The organism is Streptomyces cyaneofuscatus (genome assembly GCF_033109485.1).
Taxonomy (GTDB): domain Bacteria; phylum Actinomycetota; class Actinomycetes; order Streptomycetales; family Streptomycetaceae; genus Streptomyces; species Streptomyces cyaneofuscatus.
The window spans coordinates 984644-1000915 of sequence record NZ_CP137002.1; the positions used below are offsets into that span (position 1 = coordinate 984644).

Annotated in this window: 13 protein-coding genes and 1 tRNA gene; 1 reads left to right on the forward strand and 13 read right to left on the reverse strand. The window is 71.6% G+C overall.

Annotation, left to right across the window (positions count from 1 at the left end; all coding sequences use genetic code 11):
- Nucleotides 1-19: 19 nt before the first annotated feature.
- The 4 genes from R2B67_RS04035 to R2B67_RS04050 all read right to left on the reverse strand — a co-directional run bounded on the left by R2B67_RS04035 (nt 20) and on the right by R2B67_RS04050 (nt 2375).
- Nucleotides 20-739 (reverse strand): SGNH/GDSL hydrolase family protein, encoded by a 720-nt coding sequence (locus R2B67_RS04035; protein ID WP_317816475.1) that lies wholly within the window; start codon nt 737-739, stop codon nt 20-22.
- Nucleotides 736-1203, reverse strand: coding sequence for a cupin domain-containing protein (locus R2B67_RS04040; protein WP_317816476.1), 468 nt, complete (start codon nt 1201-1203; stop codon nt 736-738). Before R2B67_RS04040 ends, R2B67_RS04035 begins: the two co-directional genes overlap by 4 nt.
- Nucleotides 1204-1311: 108 nt before the next feature.
- Nucleotides 1312-2169, reverse strand: a complete 858-nt coding sequence (locus tag R2B67_RS04045) for an AraC family transcriptional regulator (protein ID WP_317816477.1) — start codon at nt 2167-2169, stop codon at nt 1312-1314.
- A gap of 118 nt (nt 2170-2287) precedes the next feature.
- A tRNA-Leu gene (locus R2B67_RS04050) sits at nt 2288-2375 on the reverse strand.
- Between the two features lie 163 nt (nt 2376-2538).
- On the opposite strand from R2B67_RS04050, the gene R2B67_RS04055 reads away from it, so the two are divergent.
- Nucleotides 2539-3846, forward strand: a complete 1308-nt coding sequence (locus tag R2B67_RS04055) for a DUF2254 domain-containing protein (RefSeq protein ID WP_317816478.1) — start codon at nt 2539-2541, stop codon at nt 3844-3846.
- A 29-nt stretch (nt 3847-3875) separates the two neighbouring features.
- On the opposite strand, the gene R2B67_RS04060 is transcribed toward R2B67_RS04055, so the two are convergent.
- The 9 genes from R2B67_RS04060 to R2B67_RS04100 all read right to left on the reverse strand — a co-directional run bounded on the left by R2B67_RS04060 (nt 3876) and on the right by R2B67_RS04100 (nt 16200).
- Entirely contained in the window at nt 3876-4970 is a 1095-nt protein-coding gene (locus tag R2B67_RS04060) for a sugar phosphate isomerase/epimerase family protein (RefSeq protein ID WP_317816479.1), read from the reverse strand.
- A gap of 89 nt (nt 4971-5059) precedes the next feature.
- Nucleotides 5060-6484 carry an alkaline phosphatase family protein gene (locus R2B67_RS04065; RefSeq protein WP_317816480.1) on the reverse strand — a complete coding sequence of 475 codons (1425 nt, stop codon included), beginning with the start codon at nt 6482-6484 and terminating at the stop codon, nt 5060-5062.
- Nucleotides 6481-7656 (reverse strand): metabolite traffic protein EboE, encoded by a 1176-nt coding sequence (gene eboE / locus R2B67_RS04070; protein WP_317816481.1) that lies wholly within the window; start codon nt 7654-7656, stop codon nt 6481-6483. Before eboE ends, R2B67_RS04065 begins: the two co-directional genes overlap by 4 nt.
- A 4-nt stretch (nt 7657-7660) precedes the next feature.
- On the reverse strand, nt 7661-8509 hold the full coding sequence (locus tag R2B67_RS04075; RefSeq protein ID WP_161268795.1) for a TatD family hydrolase: 849 nt from the start codon (nt 8507-8509) through the stop codon (nt 7661-7663).
- The gene (locus R2B67_RS04080; RefSeq protein ID WP_317816482.1) at nt 8509-9147 is read right to left on the reverse strand and encodes an EboA domain-containing protein; all 639 of its coding nucleotides are present in this window, start codon (nt 9145-9147) and stop codon (nt 8509-8511) included. The genes R2B67_RS04075 and R2B67_RS04080 overlap by 1 nt, the downstream gene beginning before the upstream one ends.
- Nucleotides 9141-10016, reverse strand: coding sequence for a sugar phosphate isomerase/epimerase family protein (locus R2B67_RS04085; protein WP_317816483.1), 876 nt, complete (start codon nt 10014-10016; stop codon nt 9141-9143). The genes R2B67_RS04080 and R2B67_RS04085 overlap by 7 nt, the downstream gene beginning before the upstream one ends.
- Nucleotides 10013-11209: an SCO3242 family prenyltransferase gene (locus tag R2B67_RS04090; RefSeq protein ID WP_317816484.1), complete on the reverse strand. Its 1197-nt coding sequence runs from the start codon at nt 11207-11209 to the stop codon at nt 10013-10015. Before R2B67_RS04090 ends, R2B67_RS04085 begins: the two co-directional genes overlap by 4 nt.
- On the reverse strand, nt 11206-12378 hold the full coding sequence (locus tag R2B67_RS04095; protein ID WP_317816485.1) for an inositol-3-phosphate synthase: 1173 nt from the start codon (nt 12376-12378) through the stop codon (nt 11206-11208). Before R2B67_RS04095 ends, R2B67_RS04090 begins: the two co-directional genes overlap by 4 nt.
- Nucleotides 12379-12471: 93 nt before the next feature.
- Entirely contained in the window at nt 12472-16200 is a 3729-nt protein-coding gene (locus tag R2B67_RS04100; RefSeq protein ID WP_317816486.1) for a ThuA domain-containing protein, read from the reverse strand.
- Between the last annotated feature and the right edge of the window lie 72 nt (nt 16201-16272).

Below are 16272 nucleotides of genomic sequence, written 5' to 3' on the forward strand. Positions count from 1 at the left end.
CACACGCTGCCGGGACCGGCTACGCGCTCCGGGTCGGCAGCCAGGCGTCGATGACCTCGGCGACCAGCGCGGCCCCGCGGCTGTTCTGGTGGATGTGGTCGGTGGTGAGCACGAGACCTCGGCGCCGCGAGATCGTGTCGAGGCTGTGGCGCAGCACAGCGGTCCGGAGGACGACGCCGAGGCCGGCCGCGGGCGTCGGCTCCCGGTACGGGATGGGCGGCGGGTCCGCCAGGCGGACCTCCTCGACCTGGCGTTCATGGAGCGGGAGATAGGCCACGTCGTTGGCGGCGGCGACCTCGGCGATCATCCGGCTGTACGCCTCCGATGCCTGCGCCGGCGCTCCGTCGAGTTGTTGGCCGAGGACCGGGAGCGACAGCAGACCGATCCTCGCGTCGGTCTCCTTTCGCAGCCGTTCGACAACGGCTCCCAGGCACTGCTGGAACCAGCCGGCCGAGGGGCGCTCGGGGAGGTGCTTGCGCTTCATGGTCCGCTCGACGGGGTGCCCGGGGAGGCTCGCTCGGGCGTCATTGGTCCCGATCAGCACGGTGATCACGTCGGGCGGGTCCGCGACGACGGGATCGAGGCGCCGCAGGAGGTTGTAGGCGAAGTCGCCGTTGAAGCCGAAGCGGGCGAGCCGCACGTCGCCCGGAGGGCGGCGCCGTTCGAGAAGGTCCAGGTAGTCGACGCTGAGCTGCGCGCGGGTGAGGCTGTCGCCGAGGCACGCGACGCGTGTCGTCATGAGGCTTGCGGGCCGGGCGTGCCGACGTGCTCGGTGGGAAGGGCGTCGGTCCGGGGACGGTGGTCCGTGCCGAGACCGGCGGTGATGGTCAGGATGGACGCCGGTCCCGCCATGTCGACCGCATGCCATGCCCCGGCCGGGTTCACGGTGGCCTCGCCCGGCCCGAGGGCGACGCGCTCGGGAACTCCCTCCACGTCGCGGGTGACCGTCACCGCCCCGGTGAGGCAGACGACCAGTTCGTCGCCGGCGGGGTGGCGCTCCCAGTGGTCGCCGGGGCCGTCGCCGTCGAAGATGGCCACCATCCGGCCCTCGGCGCCGTCCGCCGCGACGGCGGCGCTGTAGGCCTGGAGCACCTCCGGGTCCCAGGCGAAGCCCTCGACGGGTTTCGCTCGTGACCCCAGCCCGAGGTGCACGGGGGTGGTCCGCAGGTCGATGGCGTTGCGTTCGTCGTTGATGAGTCTCATGCCGACGATCGTCACAGGACGGCGTCCGGGCGGTCTTGAACGAAAGGGAAGGAGGAGCGGGGAAGGAAGAGCAAAGGGAAGCGGGCGCGACGGGCGGCCGGTCGGTGACTACCCGGCCCCGGCTCCGGCTCCGGCTCCGGTCCCGAGGAGGACTTCGCCGTGACGCCAGGCCGTCGGCGACCGGCCGGTGAACTCGCGCCAGTCGCGTACGAGATGGGCCTGGTCGGCGTAGCCGGAGACGGTCGCGACATCGGCCCACGGGAGCGGGTCGTGCGCCGTCGCCAGCTCGTGCGCGTGCTCGAAGCGCAGAACGCGGGCGAAGGTCTTCGGTGTCAGGCCCACCTCATCGCGGAACCGCTCGGTGAGGTACCGGCGGCTCCAGCCCAGTTCCGTGGCGACGGCCCCGACCTGGACACGGCCCTGCGCCGCGACGAGCCGGCGCCATGCCTCGGCCACCTCGGGGCGCACCCGGGACAGGGGGTCTCCGTCGCCACGGCCGACGGCGCGCAGGAACACCTCGTCCAGCAGGGCGAACCGCGCGGCCCATGTCGGCGCCGCCCTGAGCCGGTCGACCAGCTCGGCGCCGAGCGCTCCGAGAAACTCGTCGAGCGGGACCAGCCGGTGGGCGAGCGCGGCGGCGGGCATCCCGTAGACGGCGCGGGCACCGAGCGGTGTCAGCGACACCTGCACGCCGTGCTGGCGTCCGTCGTGGTGGATCGCGACGGACCGGCACATCAGACCGCCGGCCACGCTGCCGAACGGGGTGACCGGTGACCCGTCGTCGACGCCCGTCCCGATCCCCAGGGGGTCGGACAGGCTGATCACCGCGGTGAGTACACGGCCCGGCGGACCGCAGTGCACCCCCACCGGGAATCCGCGCAGGTCGAACCCGACGTACGAGCGGACGTACCGCCGCAGGGCGGGCGCCGGACGTGCATCGATCCTGGTTGCCGTGTGGTCCCGCACACTCGCCAGTGTACAAACCGGCGAACCCGGCAAGATCAACTCCGCGGAACACACAACAACGAAGCCGGTCAGAGCGACGATGTCTCGCTCTGACCGGCTTCGTTCGGTCGGTTGACCATGGTGTCCGAGGGGGGACTTGAACCCCCACGCCCGATAAAGGGCACTAGCACCTCAAGCTAGCGCGTCTGCCATTCCGCCACCCGGACAAGGTGTCTGTCGTTCGCGGTGTGTTCCCCGCGGCGACATGGAAAACAATACCAGGGGTTCGACGCGCCCTTCACCTGCATATCCGGTGGTCAGTGCGGTGCGGCGGGCCGGTCGGCCGCGGCCTCCACGGTCCGTGGAGGCCGCGGGGCTACCTTCGCGTCCATGAGTGATCGCGGCTACCGCCGTCCCCGTCCGCTGTCTCCCCTGCGCGAGCATCTGCGGGACACGTTCTGGTTCGCCCCGACCATGGGGTTCGTCTGTGTGTTCGCGCTGTGGCTGGCCGCGTCCGCCGTGGACGAGGAGATCGTCACGGTTCTCCAGCGGGAGGAGGCCTACGACGAGCTCAGCGGCCTGATCTCCTTCGTCCAGGACGCGAAGACGATCGTCACCACGATCAGCTCGGCGATGATGACCTTCATCGGTGTGGTGTTCAGCATCTCGCTGGTCGCGGTGCAGATGGCCAGCGGACAGCTCACGCCCCGGGTGGTGCGGATCTTCGTGCGGAGCCGGATCAGCAAGGTCACGCTGACGGTGTTCCTCGCGACGTTCCTGTTCTCGCTGCTGGTGCTGACCTCGTACGAGAGCGAGGCGGACCCGCGCCTGGTGGTCTCGGTCCCGCTGCTGCAGAGCATGCTCACGCTGGTGCTCGTCGGGCTGAGTCTGCTGCTGTTCGTCGTCTACGTGAGCGCCACGCTGCGGCTCATGCAGGTCGGGCCGGTCGTGGACAAGATCGCGCGGGACTCGTTCCGGGTACTCGGCAGGATGCCCCGGGGGCCGGGCGGGCCCGAGGGGCTGGGGCCGGAGACCGGGCGGGTGGTGCACGAGGGGCGGGCCGGGGTGTTGCGGGACGTGAATACGGCGCGGCTCGTCCGGGCCGCGCGGCGGCAGGACGTGGTGCTGCGGCTGATCCCCCGGATCGGGGACTTCGTGGTGCCGGGGACTCCGGTGCTCGCCGTCCACGGCGGCGCCGCCGTACCACCGCGCCGCCTGCTCCGGTACACGGTCTCCGTGGGCGTGGAGCGCACCCTGCACCAGGATCTGGCTTTCGGGTTGCGTCAGCTTGTCGACATCGCGCTGCGGGCCCTGTCGACGTCCGTGAACGATCCGACCACCGCCGTCCAGTGCCTGGACCGGATCGTGCAGTTCCTCGCGGCCGTGGCGCGCCTGCCGCTCGGGACCGTGCACCACCGGGACCGGTCGGGGCGGGTGCGGCTGGTCCAGGAGGGGCCGGCCTGGGAGGACCTGGTGGATCTCGCCTTCGAGGAGATCCGGTGGTGTGTGGCCGGAAGCCCCCAGGTGTCGCGCCGGCTGCTGGCGGGGCTGGACGATCTGTTGCTGCTGGCGCCCGAGGAGCGGAAGCACCCGCTGGTACGGCACCGGGCCCTGCTCGTCCAGGCCGTGGAGCGGGCCGTTCCGGTGGCCGCCGACCGGGAGTTCGCCCTGTTGCCGGACCGGCAGGGCATCGGGTAGCCCTACCGGTCCGGCATACGCGGCGCGCGTCAGTCGGCGCAGCGGCCCTCGCGCAGGGAGTGCAGGTGCTCGCTCGACTTCCGGGCGAAGGCGAGCGACTCCACCGGGTTGTCGTGCTCCGCCTGCCAGTGGTGGTAGCTCCGGCCGTGGTGGGTCCGGTTGGTCACCTTGGACAGGAACGTCTTGTAGTCGATGTCCCCGTCGCCGACGTCCGACATGCGGTAGCCGTCGCGCGTCGTGTCGTCGCGGACGCCGTCCTTGACGTGAAAGAGGGGGTAGCGGTTCGGGTGCTTGAGGACGTACTTCAGCGGGTCGAGCGGGGCCTTGGTGCCGTCCACGCGCTTGCTGAAGCGGAACTGGGCGCAGTACGCCCAGTAGATGTCCATCTCCAGGTAGACCAGGTCGGGATCGGTCTCGGCGAGCAGGACGTCGTAGAGGCGCACCTTCGGCTTGTCGGTGGCGAAGGAGAACTCCTCGGCATGGTTGTGCTGGTAGAACTTCATGCCGCGCTTACGGGCGGCGGCCCCGTACGTGTTGAAGTCGTCGGCCGCCCGCTTCCAGCCGTCGACCGTGGAGCCGTAGCGGAAGGGGCCCGAGGCCGTGCCGATGTGCTTGAGGCCGAGGGCCTGGGCGTCGTCGAGGACCTTCTCCAGGTTCTGGGCGAAGGTGTAGGCGCCGGGGTTGTTGTCGTCGTAGTAGCCGACGTGGCTGCCGATCGGGTTGAGGCCGTGGTCCTTGGCCAGCCGCTTGAGCTGGGCCAGGGTGATGGGTCCTGCGGAGCCCTGGGTGTAGCCCGCGAGCTCGATCTCGTCGTAGCCGTACTTCTCCAGTTCGGCGAAGACGGGGGCGAAGCCGAGCGTGGAGATCTTGTCGCGGAGGCTGTAGAGCTGGATGCCGAGGCGGCCGGGGGGCAGGACGGGCTTGCCCTTTCCGTGGCCGTGACCGTGGCCGTGGTCATGCCCGTGGCCGTGGCCCTTGCCGGGGCCCTGGGCCTGGTCCCGGCCGGCGGCCTGGGCGGTCGCCGTGCCGATGATCGTGGCGGCGGTGGCTCCGGCGGCGACACCGAGGATGTTGCGGCGGCTCAGTCTGCGGGCGAGTTCGGTGTCCTTGGAGGTGCGGCTCATGTTCGCGTGACTCCCTTGGATGACGTGACGGGACGTGGGGTGTGTGGTGCGGTGCCGGGTGCGTGACGGGGAATGCGTGACGCGGATTGTCAGTGCAGTCCGGCAAGCTGGAGGAGCAGGGACTTCACCTCGGTGGCCCTGACCCGGTCGGTGAACGCGTGGGGGGTGGAGCAGAGGATGAGCGGACCTTCGTCGTCGCTCTCGGGGAGGCGGCCGTGGCTGCCGCGAATAGGTGAGGGGTCCAGGGGGACGACCGCCATGCGGTAGCGCATCCCGAGCTTCTTGCGGGCGACCGCCGAGACGGCCTTGAGCCGTACGTAGGGGTCTTCGGGGTCCATGAAGAGCTCGACGGGGTCGTAGCCGGGCTTGCGGTGGATCTCGACGAGCTGCGCGAAGTCGGGGGCGCGGGCGTCGTCGAGCCAGTAGTAGTACGTGAACCAGGCGTCCTTCTCCGCCACGGCCACCAGCTCCCCGGAGCGGGGGTGGTCCAGGTGGTGCGCCTTCTTGCCCTCGTCGTCCAGGAGCTGGTCGATGCCGGGCAGGTCCGCGAGCGCCGCCCGGACCACCTCCAGGTCCTCGGGACGGCGTACGTAGATGTGGGCGAGCTGGTGGTCCGCGACGACGAAGGCGCGCGAGGCCATCGTGTCCAGGTACTCCATACCGTCCTGCGTGTGCACCTCCAGCAGGCCCGCCCGGCGCAGCGCCCGGTTGATGTCGACGGGGCGGCTGACGCGGGTGATGCCGTATTCGGAGAGCGCGACGACGGTACGGCCTTCGGCGCGGGCGTCGGCCAGCAGCGGGGCGATGGCCCGGTCCAGGTCGGCGGCGGCCTGGTGGGAGCGGGGGTCGTCGGGGCCGTAGCGCTGGAGGTCGTAGTCGAGGTGGGGCAGATAGCAGAGGGCCAGGTCGGGGGTGCGGGTGGCGATGATGTGGCGGGTGGCGTCGATGATCCACTGGGAGGAGACCAGGTCGGCGCCGGGGCCCCAGAAGTGGAAGAGGGGGAACGTGCCGAGCTTGTCGGTCAGTTCGTCGTGCAGGGCGGGCGGCCGGGTGTAACAGTCGGGTTCCTTGCGGCCGTCGGCGTAGTAGACGGGGCGCGGGGTGACGGTCCAGTCGGTGTCGGCGCCCATCGCGTACCACCAGCAGATGTTGGCGACGGTGTAGCCGGGGTGGGCGCGGCGGGCCGCGTCCCAGAGCTTGTCGCCCTCGACGAGCCCGTTGTGCTGGCGCCAGAGCAGGACGTCGCCGAGGTCGCGGAAGTACCAGCCGTTGGCGACGATGCCGTGCTCGGCGGGCATCGTGCCGGTGAGGAAGGTGGACTGGGCGGCGCAGGTGACGGCGGGCAGGACGGTGGAGAGGGGGGCCCGCGCGCCCTGCTTCCCGAGCGCCGTGAGGTTCGGCATGTGGGCAAGGAGCTGCGGGGTGAGGCCGACGACGTCGAGGACGAGGAGGGGGGTGGGGCCCCCGCGGTCCGTCGTGCCCGTGGTCGGTCCGGGGGCGGCTTCGTCGGTCATGGCAGCTCCTTGAGGCCGAGGTCGACCAGGAGGTCGCGGGCGAGGGTGAGTTCGGCGGCGATGCCGTCCGCGAGTTGAGTACGGGTGCGGGGCCGCAGTTCGGCGGGCAGCGCCTGCCAGGTGTACGTCTCCACCTCCAGGTGCCGGGTCAGCGGGACCGGTCCCCCGACGAGCCGGGCGAGCGCGGTGCGGAGCACGGGGAGCGTGGAGGTGAGCGGGGGCGCGGGCGGCGCGTGCAGGGGGACGTGGAAGTGGGCCCGCCAGGGGGTGGAGTCCGGGAGCGCCCCGCCGGCGACGGCCTCGTCCAGGTCGTCGGTGCCGCGCAGCCCGGCGGCCGTGCTGGTGCGGGTCTGGTGCAGGAAGCGCGGCTCGGCGAAGGCGGCGAGCGCGGTGCGGACCTCGGGGAGGTGGGGGTGTTCGGCGTGCAGGGCGGCGGAGAGCTGGGACTTGACGACGGGGATGCCCGCCGCGGCCAGGGCGTCGAGCGCGGTGTCCGGGTCCTCGAAGGAGGTGGCGAGGTGGCAGGTGTCGACGCAGATGCCGATGCGTTCGTGGCCGACGTCGGTGAGCGGGGCGATGGCGTCGGTGGTGGTCTCCACCGTGCAGCCCGGCTCGGGTTCGAGGCCGATCCGGATCGACTTGCCGGTGAGTTCGGCCAGGGCGTCCAGGCGCTGGGCGAGCGTGGTGAGGGCGGCGCGTGCGGTGCGGGCCGCCCCGGGGTCGGTGGCGTACGGGGTGCGCCACGCCAGCGGGAGCGTGGAGATGGTGCCTTCGGTGACGTCGTCGGGGAGCAGGGCGGCCAGGAGGCGGGCGAGGTCGGTGGTGTGGGCGAGGCGTTCGGGTTCGGTCCAGTCCGGGCGGTAGACCCGGTACTTGACCTCGTCGGCGCCGAACCCCTCGTACGGGAAGCCGTTGAGGGTGACCACTTCCAGGCCCCGGCTGTCGAGCTCGGCACGGAGCGCGCGGAGTTCGGCGGGGTCGTTGATCAGGACGCGGGCGGCTTCCCGGGCGAGCCAGAGGCCGATGCCGAGCCGGTCCCGGCCGAGGCGGCGGCGTACGGGTTCGCAGTGGTCGCGGAGCTGCGCGCGGACCCCGTCCAGCGTTTCGGCGGGGTGGACGTTGGTGCAGTAGGAGAGGTGGACGATGGAGCCGTCCGGGTGGCGGAAGCGCATGGCTTCACTCCCCTCCGCGCAGGATGGAGTTGCCCTCGTGGAGTGCGTCGGGGGCGGGGGTGTCCAGGTGGAGGCGGCCGCTCTGGCCGTAGAACGCGACCGGGTTGCGCCACAGGACCTGGTCGACGTCGTCCTCGGTGAATCCGGCCTTCAGCATCGCGTCGGCGACCTTGCGGGTCTTCAGCGGGTCGCTCTTGCCCCAGTCTGCGGCGGAGTTGACGAGCATCTTCTCGGTGCCGTGGTTCTGGAGGATCGTGACCATCCGGTCCTCGTCCATCTTGGTGTCCGGGTAGATGGAGAACCCGGCCCAGCAGCCACTGTCAGTGGCGGCCTTTACGGTGGTCTCGTTGAGGTGGTCGAGCAGGACGAACTCCGGGGGGAGGTCCGATTCGCGGATGACGTCGATGGTGCGGTGGAGACCGGCGAGCTTGTCGCGGTGCGGGGTGTGGACGAGGGCGGGGAGCCCGTGGTCGGCGGCGAGCTGGAGCTGGGCGGCCAGCGCGTGGTCCTCGGCCGGGGTCATGGAGTCGTAGCCGATCTCACCGACGGCGACGACGGAGTCCTTCACCAGATAGCGGGGCAGCGCGTCCAGGACGGGGGTGCAGCGGGGGTCGTTCGCCTCCTTGGGGTTGAGGGCGAGCGTGCAGTGGTGCGCGATGCCGTACTGAGAGGCGCGGAAGGGCTCCCAGCCGAGGAGCGCGTCGAAGTAGTCGAAGAAGCTGGCGGGCGAGGTGCGGGGCTGGCCGAGCCAGAAGGAGGGTTCGACGAGGGCGCGGACGCCCGCGTCGTACATCGCCTGATAGTCGTCCGTGGTCCGGGACGTCATGTGGATGTGGGGGTCGAAGATGCGCATCAGGACTCCTCCGTGGGGGCGGCAGGGGTGATCTCGGCGAGAGTGAGCGCGCCGCTCAGGTCGGCCGGGACGTCACGGCCGGCGGCGGTCCGCTCGGCGGCGAAGTCGCGCAGCATCCGGGCGAGTTCGGCGTCGCCGCGGGCCCGCTCGTCGAGCCGGGCGACGGCGGTCAGCGGTACGCCGGTGAAGAGGCATTTCAGTACGGCGTGGCGCCAGGCGTGCGGATCGAGGTGGGCCGCGGCGTACGGGCCGACGGCGGCGGCCACCAGCCGGGTGTCGTTGGTGCGCAGGGCGTCCTCGACGAGCGGGAGGGCGGTGGGGCCGAGGTCGAGGCGGTGCAGGGTGAGCAGGACGGCGCGGCGTTCGGCGGCGGTGCCCTGTTCGTAGAGCCGGGTGACGGAGGGCAGCGGGGCGCGGGCCTCGATGAGCAGGAGGAAGCGTACGGAGTCGGCGTGGGCCGGTCCGCAGTGACGGCCGGCGGCGGCGTAGCGGAGTTCCCAGGGAGGGGAGGCGTACGGCGATTCCTCGGCCGTGACGTCCTCTGTTGCCGCGTGTGCGGCCTCGGTCAGGGCCGCGTCGAGCCAGGCGCGGGCGGTGGCGTCGAGTTCGGCGTCGAGTTCCTTGCGGGACTTCAGCACGGTGCGCCGCCCTTCTTGTTGACCGGGCCCTTGGTCATCGCGTCGCGCAGGAAGGCGATGGAGGTGCGGGCGAGTTCGGGGCCCGCGTGGGAGTGGCGGGGCAGCTCGACGACGGTGAGGCCCTGGTAGTCGGCGGCGGTGAGGGCGGCGAGCACGGGCGGGAAGTCGATCTCGCCGTCGCCGAACGGGAGGTGCTCGTGGACGCCGCGCCGCATGTCCTCGATCTGGACGTGCCGGAGCCAGGGGGCGGAGTCCTGGACGCACTGCACGGGGGATGCCTCCTCCAGGCACTGGCAGTGGCCGATGTCGAGCGTGAGGCCGAGGGGGGCCGGGTCGCCGAGGAGGGCGCGGAGGTGGTGGAAGTCGGCGAGGGTGGCGAGGAGGTGACCGGGTTCGGGCTCGATGGCGAGGGGGATGCCCGACCGGTCGGCGGCGTCGAGTACGGGGGTGATCGCTTCGGTCAAGCGCTTCCAGGCGGTGTCCGTCGAGGTGTCCGGCAGGGTGATGCCGCTGAAGCAGTGGACGGCGTGCGCGCCGAGTTCGGCGGCCACGTCCACGGCACGGACGAGCAGCGCGGTGCGCGCGGCCCGGGCGCCGGGGTCCGGGTCGAGGAGGGAGGGGCCGTGCTTGCGGCGCGGGTCCAGGACATAGCGGGCGCCGGTCTCGACGGTGACCCGGAGCCCGAGGGAGGTGAGCCGGCGGGCGACCTGGCGGGTGCGTTCGGCGAGGTCCGGGGCCAGGGGGTCCAGGTGCATATGGTCGAGCGTCAGGCCGACGCCGTCGTAGCCGAGGTCGGCGAGGAGCCCGAGGGCGTCGTCGAGGCGGACGTCGGTGAGCCCGTTGGTGCCGTAGCCGAGGTGGAGGGTCATGTGGGGCTCACCTTCCGGGCGAGGGAGCGGGCCAGGGGGACGAGTGCCATGACGGCGAGGCCGGAGCCGGGTGCTCCGGCGCGGGTGGCGAGCGCCGCCTGGAGCGGGATCATGGCCCGGATCCCGCCGCCGACCGCCCGCTGGGTCAGGGGCGGGGACGGGTTGAGGGCGGCGTGCAGGAGGGGCGGCCCGGCGGTACGGAGGTAGGCGCCGGTGAAGGCGGTGAGCAGGAGGTCGGCGGGGGTGAGGCGGTGGGGGCGGGTCGCCCGGCGCTCCCCCGGCCCCATCGCGCCGAGGCCGCCTGCGCCGGGCTCCGGTCCCCTGGTCCGGGCTGCTCGGCCTACGGTGAGCACGGCCGCGCCCAGCCCCGCCGTCGTGGCCAGGACCGCCAGCGGTACGGCGGTCGATCCGCCCTGCGCCTCGTGGCGGGACACGGCGGTGACGCCGTAGGTGTGCGCGCCGAGCACCAGGGCTGCGGGGAGAGCGGTCAGGGCACCACGCGCGGGGTGCGTCGGCGCGGCAACGTTGTCGGCCGCCCGTGGGACCACCGGAGCGGACCCTCGCGCAACCGCCCCGCCCCTGGCCCCCGCCGCAACCGAAGCCGTCGCTCCCAGCAGCAGGTCCAGGGTGCGGGCCGCCGCCATCGCCGCCGGGCCCGCCTTCGTGTGCTTGAGGTGGAGGTCGTAGGCCCAGACCGTGGCGGCCAGGCCCGTGGCGACCGCCAGGGCCGGGCGGCCGGCCCGCGCCGCGAGGGCCAGGCCCGCCGCCGTCAGGACCCCGGCCGCGCCCAGGGCGGCCGGGGGGCTGATGCGGCCCGAAGGGATCGGGCGGTGCGGGCGGTCCACCGCGTCCTCCTCGCGGTCCGCCCAGTCGTTGAGGGCCATCCCGGCCTCGTACAGGCAGAGGGAGGCGCCGATCGCGAGTGCGGTACCCCGGCCGGGGCTGCGGCCCACCGCCGCGGCCCCGGCCAGTGCGTCACCCGGCACGGAGAACAGTGCGGAGACCCGGAACAGTTCGGTCCAGGCCCGCACCGTGTCCCCTCTCCCGCGACCGGGGGACGGCCGGTGCCTGTCCGGTGCGGGTGCAGTCCCACCCGTACCGGACAGGCCGTCTTGGAGTGCGCGGCCCCGGGCCCCCGAGGGCATGCGCAAGCCGGCCCCGAGCACCGACAGGGCCCGCAGCCGCCACCTCATGCCCGGCCCCGCAGCCGCTCGGCGAAGCCCAGCAGGGTGGCGTACTGCTCGGCCAGCGCGGCCGAGGTGCCGCCGTCCGGGTCCTTGAAGTAGAAGCCCAGCTCCGGCCGGGGGCCGCTCAGCCCCAGCTCGTGCGAGCGGGCCAGCAGGCGGGCCAGGTCCAGGACGAGCGGGGCCGCGAGGGCCGAGTCGCAGCCCTGCCAGATGGTCTGGAGGACCATCCGGGAGCCGAGGAAGCCGTCGAAGGCGATGTGGTCCCAAGCCGTCTTCCAGTCCCCCATCGCCGGTACGTCGTCGATGTGGACCTCACCCTCGGGGGCCGTGCCGAACGTGTCGGCGAGGACGCGTTCCTTGCCGGCGTTCTTGGCGGCGGCCGCCGCCGGATCGGCCAGCGCCGCCCCGTCCCCGCCGCCCAGCAGGTTCGACCCGGACCAGGCCCGTACGGGCAGGGCACGCTGGAGGAACATCGGGGCGAGCACGGAGCGGAGCAGCGTCTGGCCGGTCTTGCCGTCGCGTCCCGCGTGGGGAAGTCCGCTGTCGGCGACGGTGTCGGCCAGGGCCGGAGCACGCAGGCCGGTCGAAGGGGTGAAGTTGGCGTAGGAGCAGCCGGCCCGGAGGGCGGCGGCCGCGTAGAGGGAGCTGGCGGGGAGCCGGGGGTCGTCGGGGGCGGGGGCCGGTTCCGTGGAGGAGACGTTGATGACGACCGTACGGGCCAGCTCGTTGCGGTGGGCGAAGTCGGTGAGGTCCGCGGCGAACGCGGCGATGAGTTCCTGGTCGGTGCGGGTGTCGCCGGGGAGCGGTCCGCCGGGGCGTATCTCAGCGTCGGCCGCGTCGAGTTCGGCGCGGACGGCGGTGGGGAGGCGGTACGGCAGCACGCCGCCTTCGGCCAGCGCCTCGGCCCGTTTGGCGAGCGGGCAGTCCAGGGTGTCGTGGCCGCCGAAGACCAGCGAGGTCAGGGGCGGCAGGCCGCTGTCGGCGAAGGGGGGCGTCTCGGTGACCATGCCGGTGGGCGGGTGGAGGCCTGCCGCGATGGCCGCGCACCCCGCGGTCGCGGTGGTGGCGACGGAGCCGCGTGCTCCGATGAACCAGACGCCGGTCCGGCGGCCTGGGCTGTCGGCGGTACGGCGTGGACGCTCGTCACGGCCTTCACGTTCGGCATGTGCGGTCACGGGCTGCCTCCCTGGGGGGATGAAGAGGTGGAGGACGACGGGCGGGGAAGGGGTCGGTGCCTCCCCCGCCCGTCGTCGGCAGAGGTGGCCGCCCTACGTCGAGGGCAGCTCCTTCAGCTGGATGTTGCGGAAGGACACCTGGTCGTCGGCTCCGTGGTTCTGGAGGCCGATGTAGCCGTCCTTCAGGCTGCGGGCCGGGTCGGTGTTGGTGAAGTCGTTGATCTTCGCTCCGTTGAGGAAGATCTGCAGACGTTCGCCCTGGACCTTGATCTCGTAGCTGTTCCACTGGCCCGGCGGCCGCAGGACGCGGTCACGGGCCTTGATGTTGGCCGACTTGAAGCCGTAGACGGCACCGGTGGTGCGGTCGGCGGCGTCGGTGGCGTCGATCTGGATCTCGTAGCCGTTGTTCACGGCCGACCAGGGGTCGTCGGACTCCGGGAAGCCCACGAAGACACCGGAGTTGTCGTCGCCGGCCATCTTCCAGTCGAGCTTGAGCGAGTACGCCTTCAGCTCCTTGGCCTGGTAGGTGAGCAGGCCCATGCCGCCCTCGGAGTGCAGGGCACCGTCGCTGACGGAGAACTTGCCCGGACCCGCCTGCTTCCAGCCTTCCAGCGTCTTGCCGTTGAAGATCGGACGGTAGTCCTTGTTCGGCTTGCAGTCGGCCTTGACCTGGCCGGTGGCGTAGCGCAGGCCGCCGGAAAGGTGCTGGCGGAAGGCCGTCTCGGCGTAGGACTCCTTGGTGTGGCCGAGCCCGGTGTAGAAGGAGCGGCCGCCCTGGTAGGTCTGGCACCAGGAGATCGGGTGGTCGCCCTTCATGTTGCCGCCGGTGTAGGTGGTCTCGTCGAGGGTGGCCAACACCTTTGCCTTGTCACGGGGGTTGGTGCGGTAGTTGTACCACTCGTCGGTGCGCTCCCACTCCTCGTCCAGGTGCGCGGTGGCCGGATGGTCGTGGTCCTCGACGCGGACGGTGGCGGGCTGGATCTGCGGGTGCGAGTCGAAGTAGGCGCCGACGAGTCCGCCGTAGAACTCCCAGTCGTACTCGGTGTCGGCGGCCGCGTGGATGCCGACGTAACCGCCGCCGGTGGCCACGTAGTTCTCGAACGCCTTCTGTTGTTCGGCGTTGAGGACGTCACCGGTGGTGGAGAGGAAGGCGACGGCGTCGTAGCGGGCGAGGTTGCTGGTGGTGAACTGGGCGGCGGACTCGGTGGAGTCGACCGTGATGTTGGTGTCCTTGCCGATCTCCTTCAGTGCGGCGATGCCGGCCGGGATGGAGTCGTGGCGGAATCCTGCGGTCTTGGAGAAGACCAGGACGCGCTTGGCGGTCTTGTCGACCGGGCTGTTCGACAGTTCGAAGTCGTCGATGTCGTAGAGCGCGCCGTCGCCGCCCTTGAAGACGAGGAAGAGTTCGGTCTGCTTCTTGGGCGCTCCGCGCAGCGGGATGTCGATGTCCTGGAAGGTGTCCCAGCTGCCGGTCACCGGGACCGGGCCCGAGCCGAGGATCTTGCCGGTGGGCGATCCCGTACGGACTTCGAGGAAGCCACCGGATCCGGCCGACGAGATACGGGCGGTGAGCTTGGTGGTGCCACCGAGGACGTAGGTCTTGAAGGAGATCCAGTCGTCGTTGTGGATGTCCCCGACGGTCTTTCCGCCGTGCGCGCTCGACTTGCTCGGCGTGCTGACGCCGGAGGAGTCGTCGTAGTGCTCGGCTTGGCGGTGCCTGGGCTGGAGGCGCGCGGCGTCCTTGCCGGTCAGCTTGGCCTGGCCGCCACCGCCGTTGTCGGTGTAGGAGGCCGAAATGCCGCCGTAGATGTTGGCGTTGGGGTCGTGACCGCCTTCCATCGCGGTCTTGATGGTGCCTTCGCAGCCGTGCTCGGTGGTGATGTCGTGGCCGTGGCTGTCGTGGCCCAGGGTGAACTTGACCTCGACCTTGGTGCAGTCGATGGTCCCGTCCTCCGGGTCGCTGACGTTCACCTTGAACGGCACGGAGTCACCGAACTCGAAGAGCTGCCCGTCCACGGGGAGCACCAGCTCCACGGTCGGGGCGGTGTTGCCGACGGTGACGTGGACGCTGGCGGAGCCGGTGCGCCCGGACGGGTCCTCGGCGGTGAGCGTCGCGACGTACGTACCGTTCTTCTTGTACGTGTACGTGGGGTTGGGGGCCGTGGAGGTGCCGCCGTCACCGAAGTCCCAGGCGTACGTGAGCGGGTCGCCGTCGCCGTCCGCCGTGCCGGCCGAGGAGAACTTGACCTTCAGGGGTGCGGTGCCGGAGGTCTTGTTCGCTGAGGCCTCCGCGATGGGTGAGCGGCCTCCGGTGGCGTTCTCGATGCGGTAGAGCGCGGAGTTCTCGTCGCCGCCGAACCAGGCGAGGCCGTAGTCCAGGACGTAGAGCGCCCCGTCCGGGCCGAAGGCCATGTCCATGATCTGCGTACCGGACCACGGCACGTCGTTGATGGACTGGACGGCGCCGTCCGCGTCCTGCTCGATGCGCTTGATCCAGCGGCGGCCGAACTCACCGGCGAAGAAGTCGCCGTCGTAGGCCTCGGGGAACTTGACCGGGGAGTCGAGGTCCGCGTCGTAGCGGTAGACCGGTCCGCCCATCGGGGACTCGGAGCCGGTGCCGAACTCGGGCAGCGAGCCGCCGTCGTACGGGATCCAGGCGGCCTCGGCCGGCGGCAGGTCGACCAGGCCGGTGTTGTGCGGCGACTCGTTCTTCAGGTTGGCGCAGTCGAAGGCGGCGCCGGAGGCCTTGGTGGCGAAGTCGTAGTCGATGTACGGCTCGTTCTCGCCGACGCAGTACGGCCAGCCGAAGTTGCCCGCCTTCGTCACCCGGGCGAACTCCACCTTGCCGGACGGCCCGCGCTTCGGGTCGGCCGCACCGGCGTCGGGTCCGTAGTCACCGACGTACACGATGCCGGTGGCCTGGTCGACGGAGAAGCGGAACGGGTTGCGGAAGCCCATCGCGTAGATCTCGGGACGCGTCTTGTCCGTCCCGGGCTCGAAGAGGTTGCCCTCGGGGACGGTGTACGAGCCGTCCTCGGCGACCTTGATGCGCAGGATCTTGCCGCGGAGGTCGTTGGTGTTGCCGGAGGTCCGCTGGGCGTCGAACGCCGGGTTGCGGTCGCTGCGTTCGTCGATCGGCGTGTAGCCGTCGGAGGCGAAGGGGTTGGTGTCGTCGCCGGTGGAGAGGTAGAGGTTGCCGTCCTTGTCGAAGTCGATGTCACCGCCGACGTGGCAGCAGATGCCGCGCGAGGTGGGGACGTCCAGGACCTTCTTCTCACTGGCGGTGTCGAGCGTGCCGTCCTCGTTGAGGACGAAGCGGGAGAGCCGGTTGACGCCGTCGAACTTCGCGAAGTCGGCCGCCGTCCCGGTCTCGGGTGCGTCGCCTGCCGGGGTGTCCAACGGGGGTGCGTAGAACAGGTAGATGGCCCGGTTCTCGGCGAAGTCCGGGTCGACGCCGACGCCTTGGAGGCCTTCCTCGTCGTGCGTGTACACGGGAAGGGTGCCGGAGATCCGGGTGTTGCCGGCGCTGTCGGTGATCCGCAGCTCGCCGCCGCGCGAGGTGTGCAGCACGCTGCGGTCGGGGAGGACGGCGAGCGACATGGGCTCGCCGGTCTCCTCCGCGCCCTTGGCGAGGGTGACCTGCTGGAAGTCCTCAGCCACGGGCTCCTCGTGGCCCGGGTGGCCGGGGTGGGCGGTGGCGCCGGGGGCGGAGCCGAGGGTCAGGGTGGCGGCGGCGAGGAGGCCGCCGGTGAACAGCGCGAGCGATTTACGGATGCGGGTCCGGGCCAGGAGCCGCTTTCTGGTTCGGTGCGGTCGGTGCACGTAGGTCCTCCGGAGGTGCCGGTTGTACGGGCGGGTGTAGCCGTGCCGTGCCGCGCGGGGACTGCCGCGCGT

Coding starts and splice junctions, on each gene's coding strand:
- R2B67_RS04035 (WP_317816475.1), bottom strand. CDS start 739: ATGACGACACGCGTCGCGTGCCTCGGCGACAGCCTCACCCGCGCGCAG.
- R2B67_RS04040 (WP_317816476.1), bottom strand. CDS start 1,203: ATGAGACTCATCAACGACGAACGCAACGCCATCGACCTGCGGACCACC.
- R2B67_RS04055 (WP_317816478.1), top strand. CDS start 2,539: ATGAGTGATCGCGGCTACCGCCGTCCCCGTCCGCTGTCTCCCCTGCGC.
- R2B67_RS04060 (WP_317816479.1), bottom strand. CDS start 4,970: ATGAGCCGCACCTCCAAGGACACCGAACTCGCCCGCAGACTGAGCCGC.
- R2B67_RS04065 (WP_317816480.1), bottom strand. CDS start 6,484: ATGACCGACGAAGCCGCCCCCGGACCGACCACGGGCACGACGGACCGC.
- eboE (WP_317816481.1), bottom strand. CDS start 7,656: ATGCGCTTCCGCCACCCGGACGGCTCCATCGTCCACCTCTCCTACTGC.
- R2B67_RS04075 (WP_161268795.1), bottom strand. CDS start 8,509: ATGCGCATCTTCGACCCCCACATCCACATGACGTCCCGGACCACGGAC.
- R2B67_RS04085 (WP_317816483.1), bottom strand. CDS start 10,016: ATGACCCTCCACCTCGGCTACGGCACCAACGGGCTCACCGACGTCCGC.
- R2B67_RS04090 (WP_317816484.1), bottom strand. CDS start 11,209: ATGAGGTGGCGGCTGCGGGCCCTGTCGGTGCTCGGGGCCGGCTTGCGC.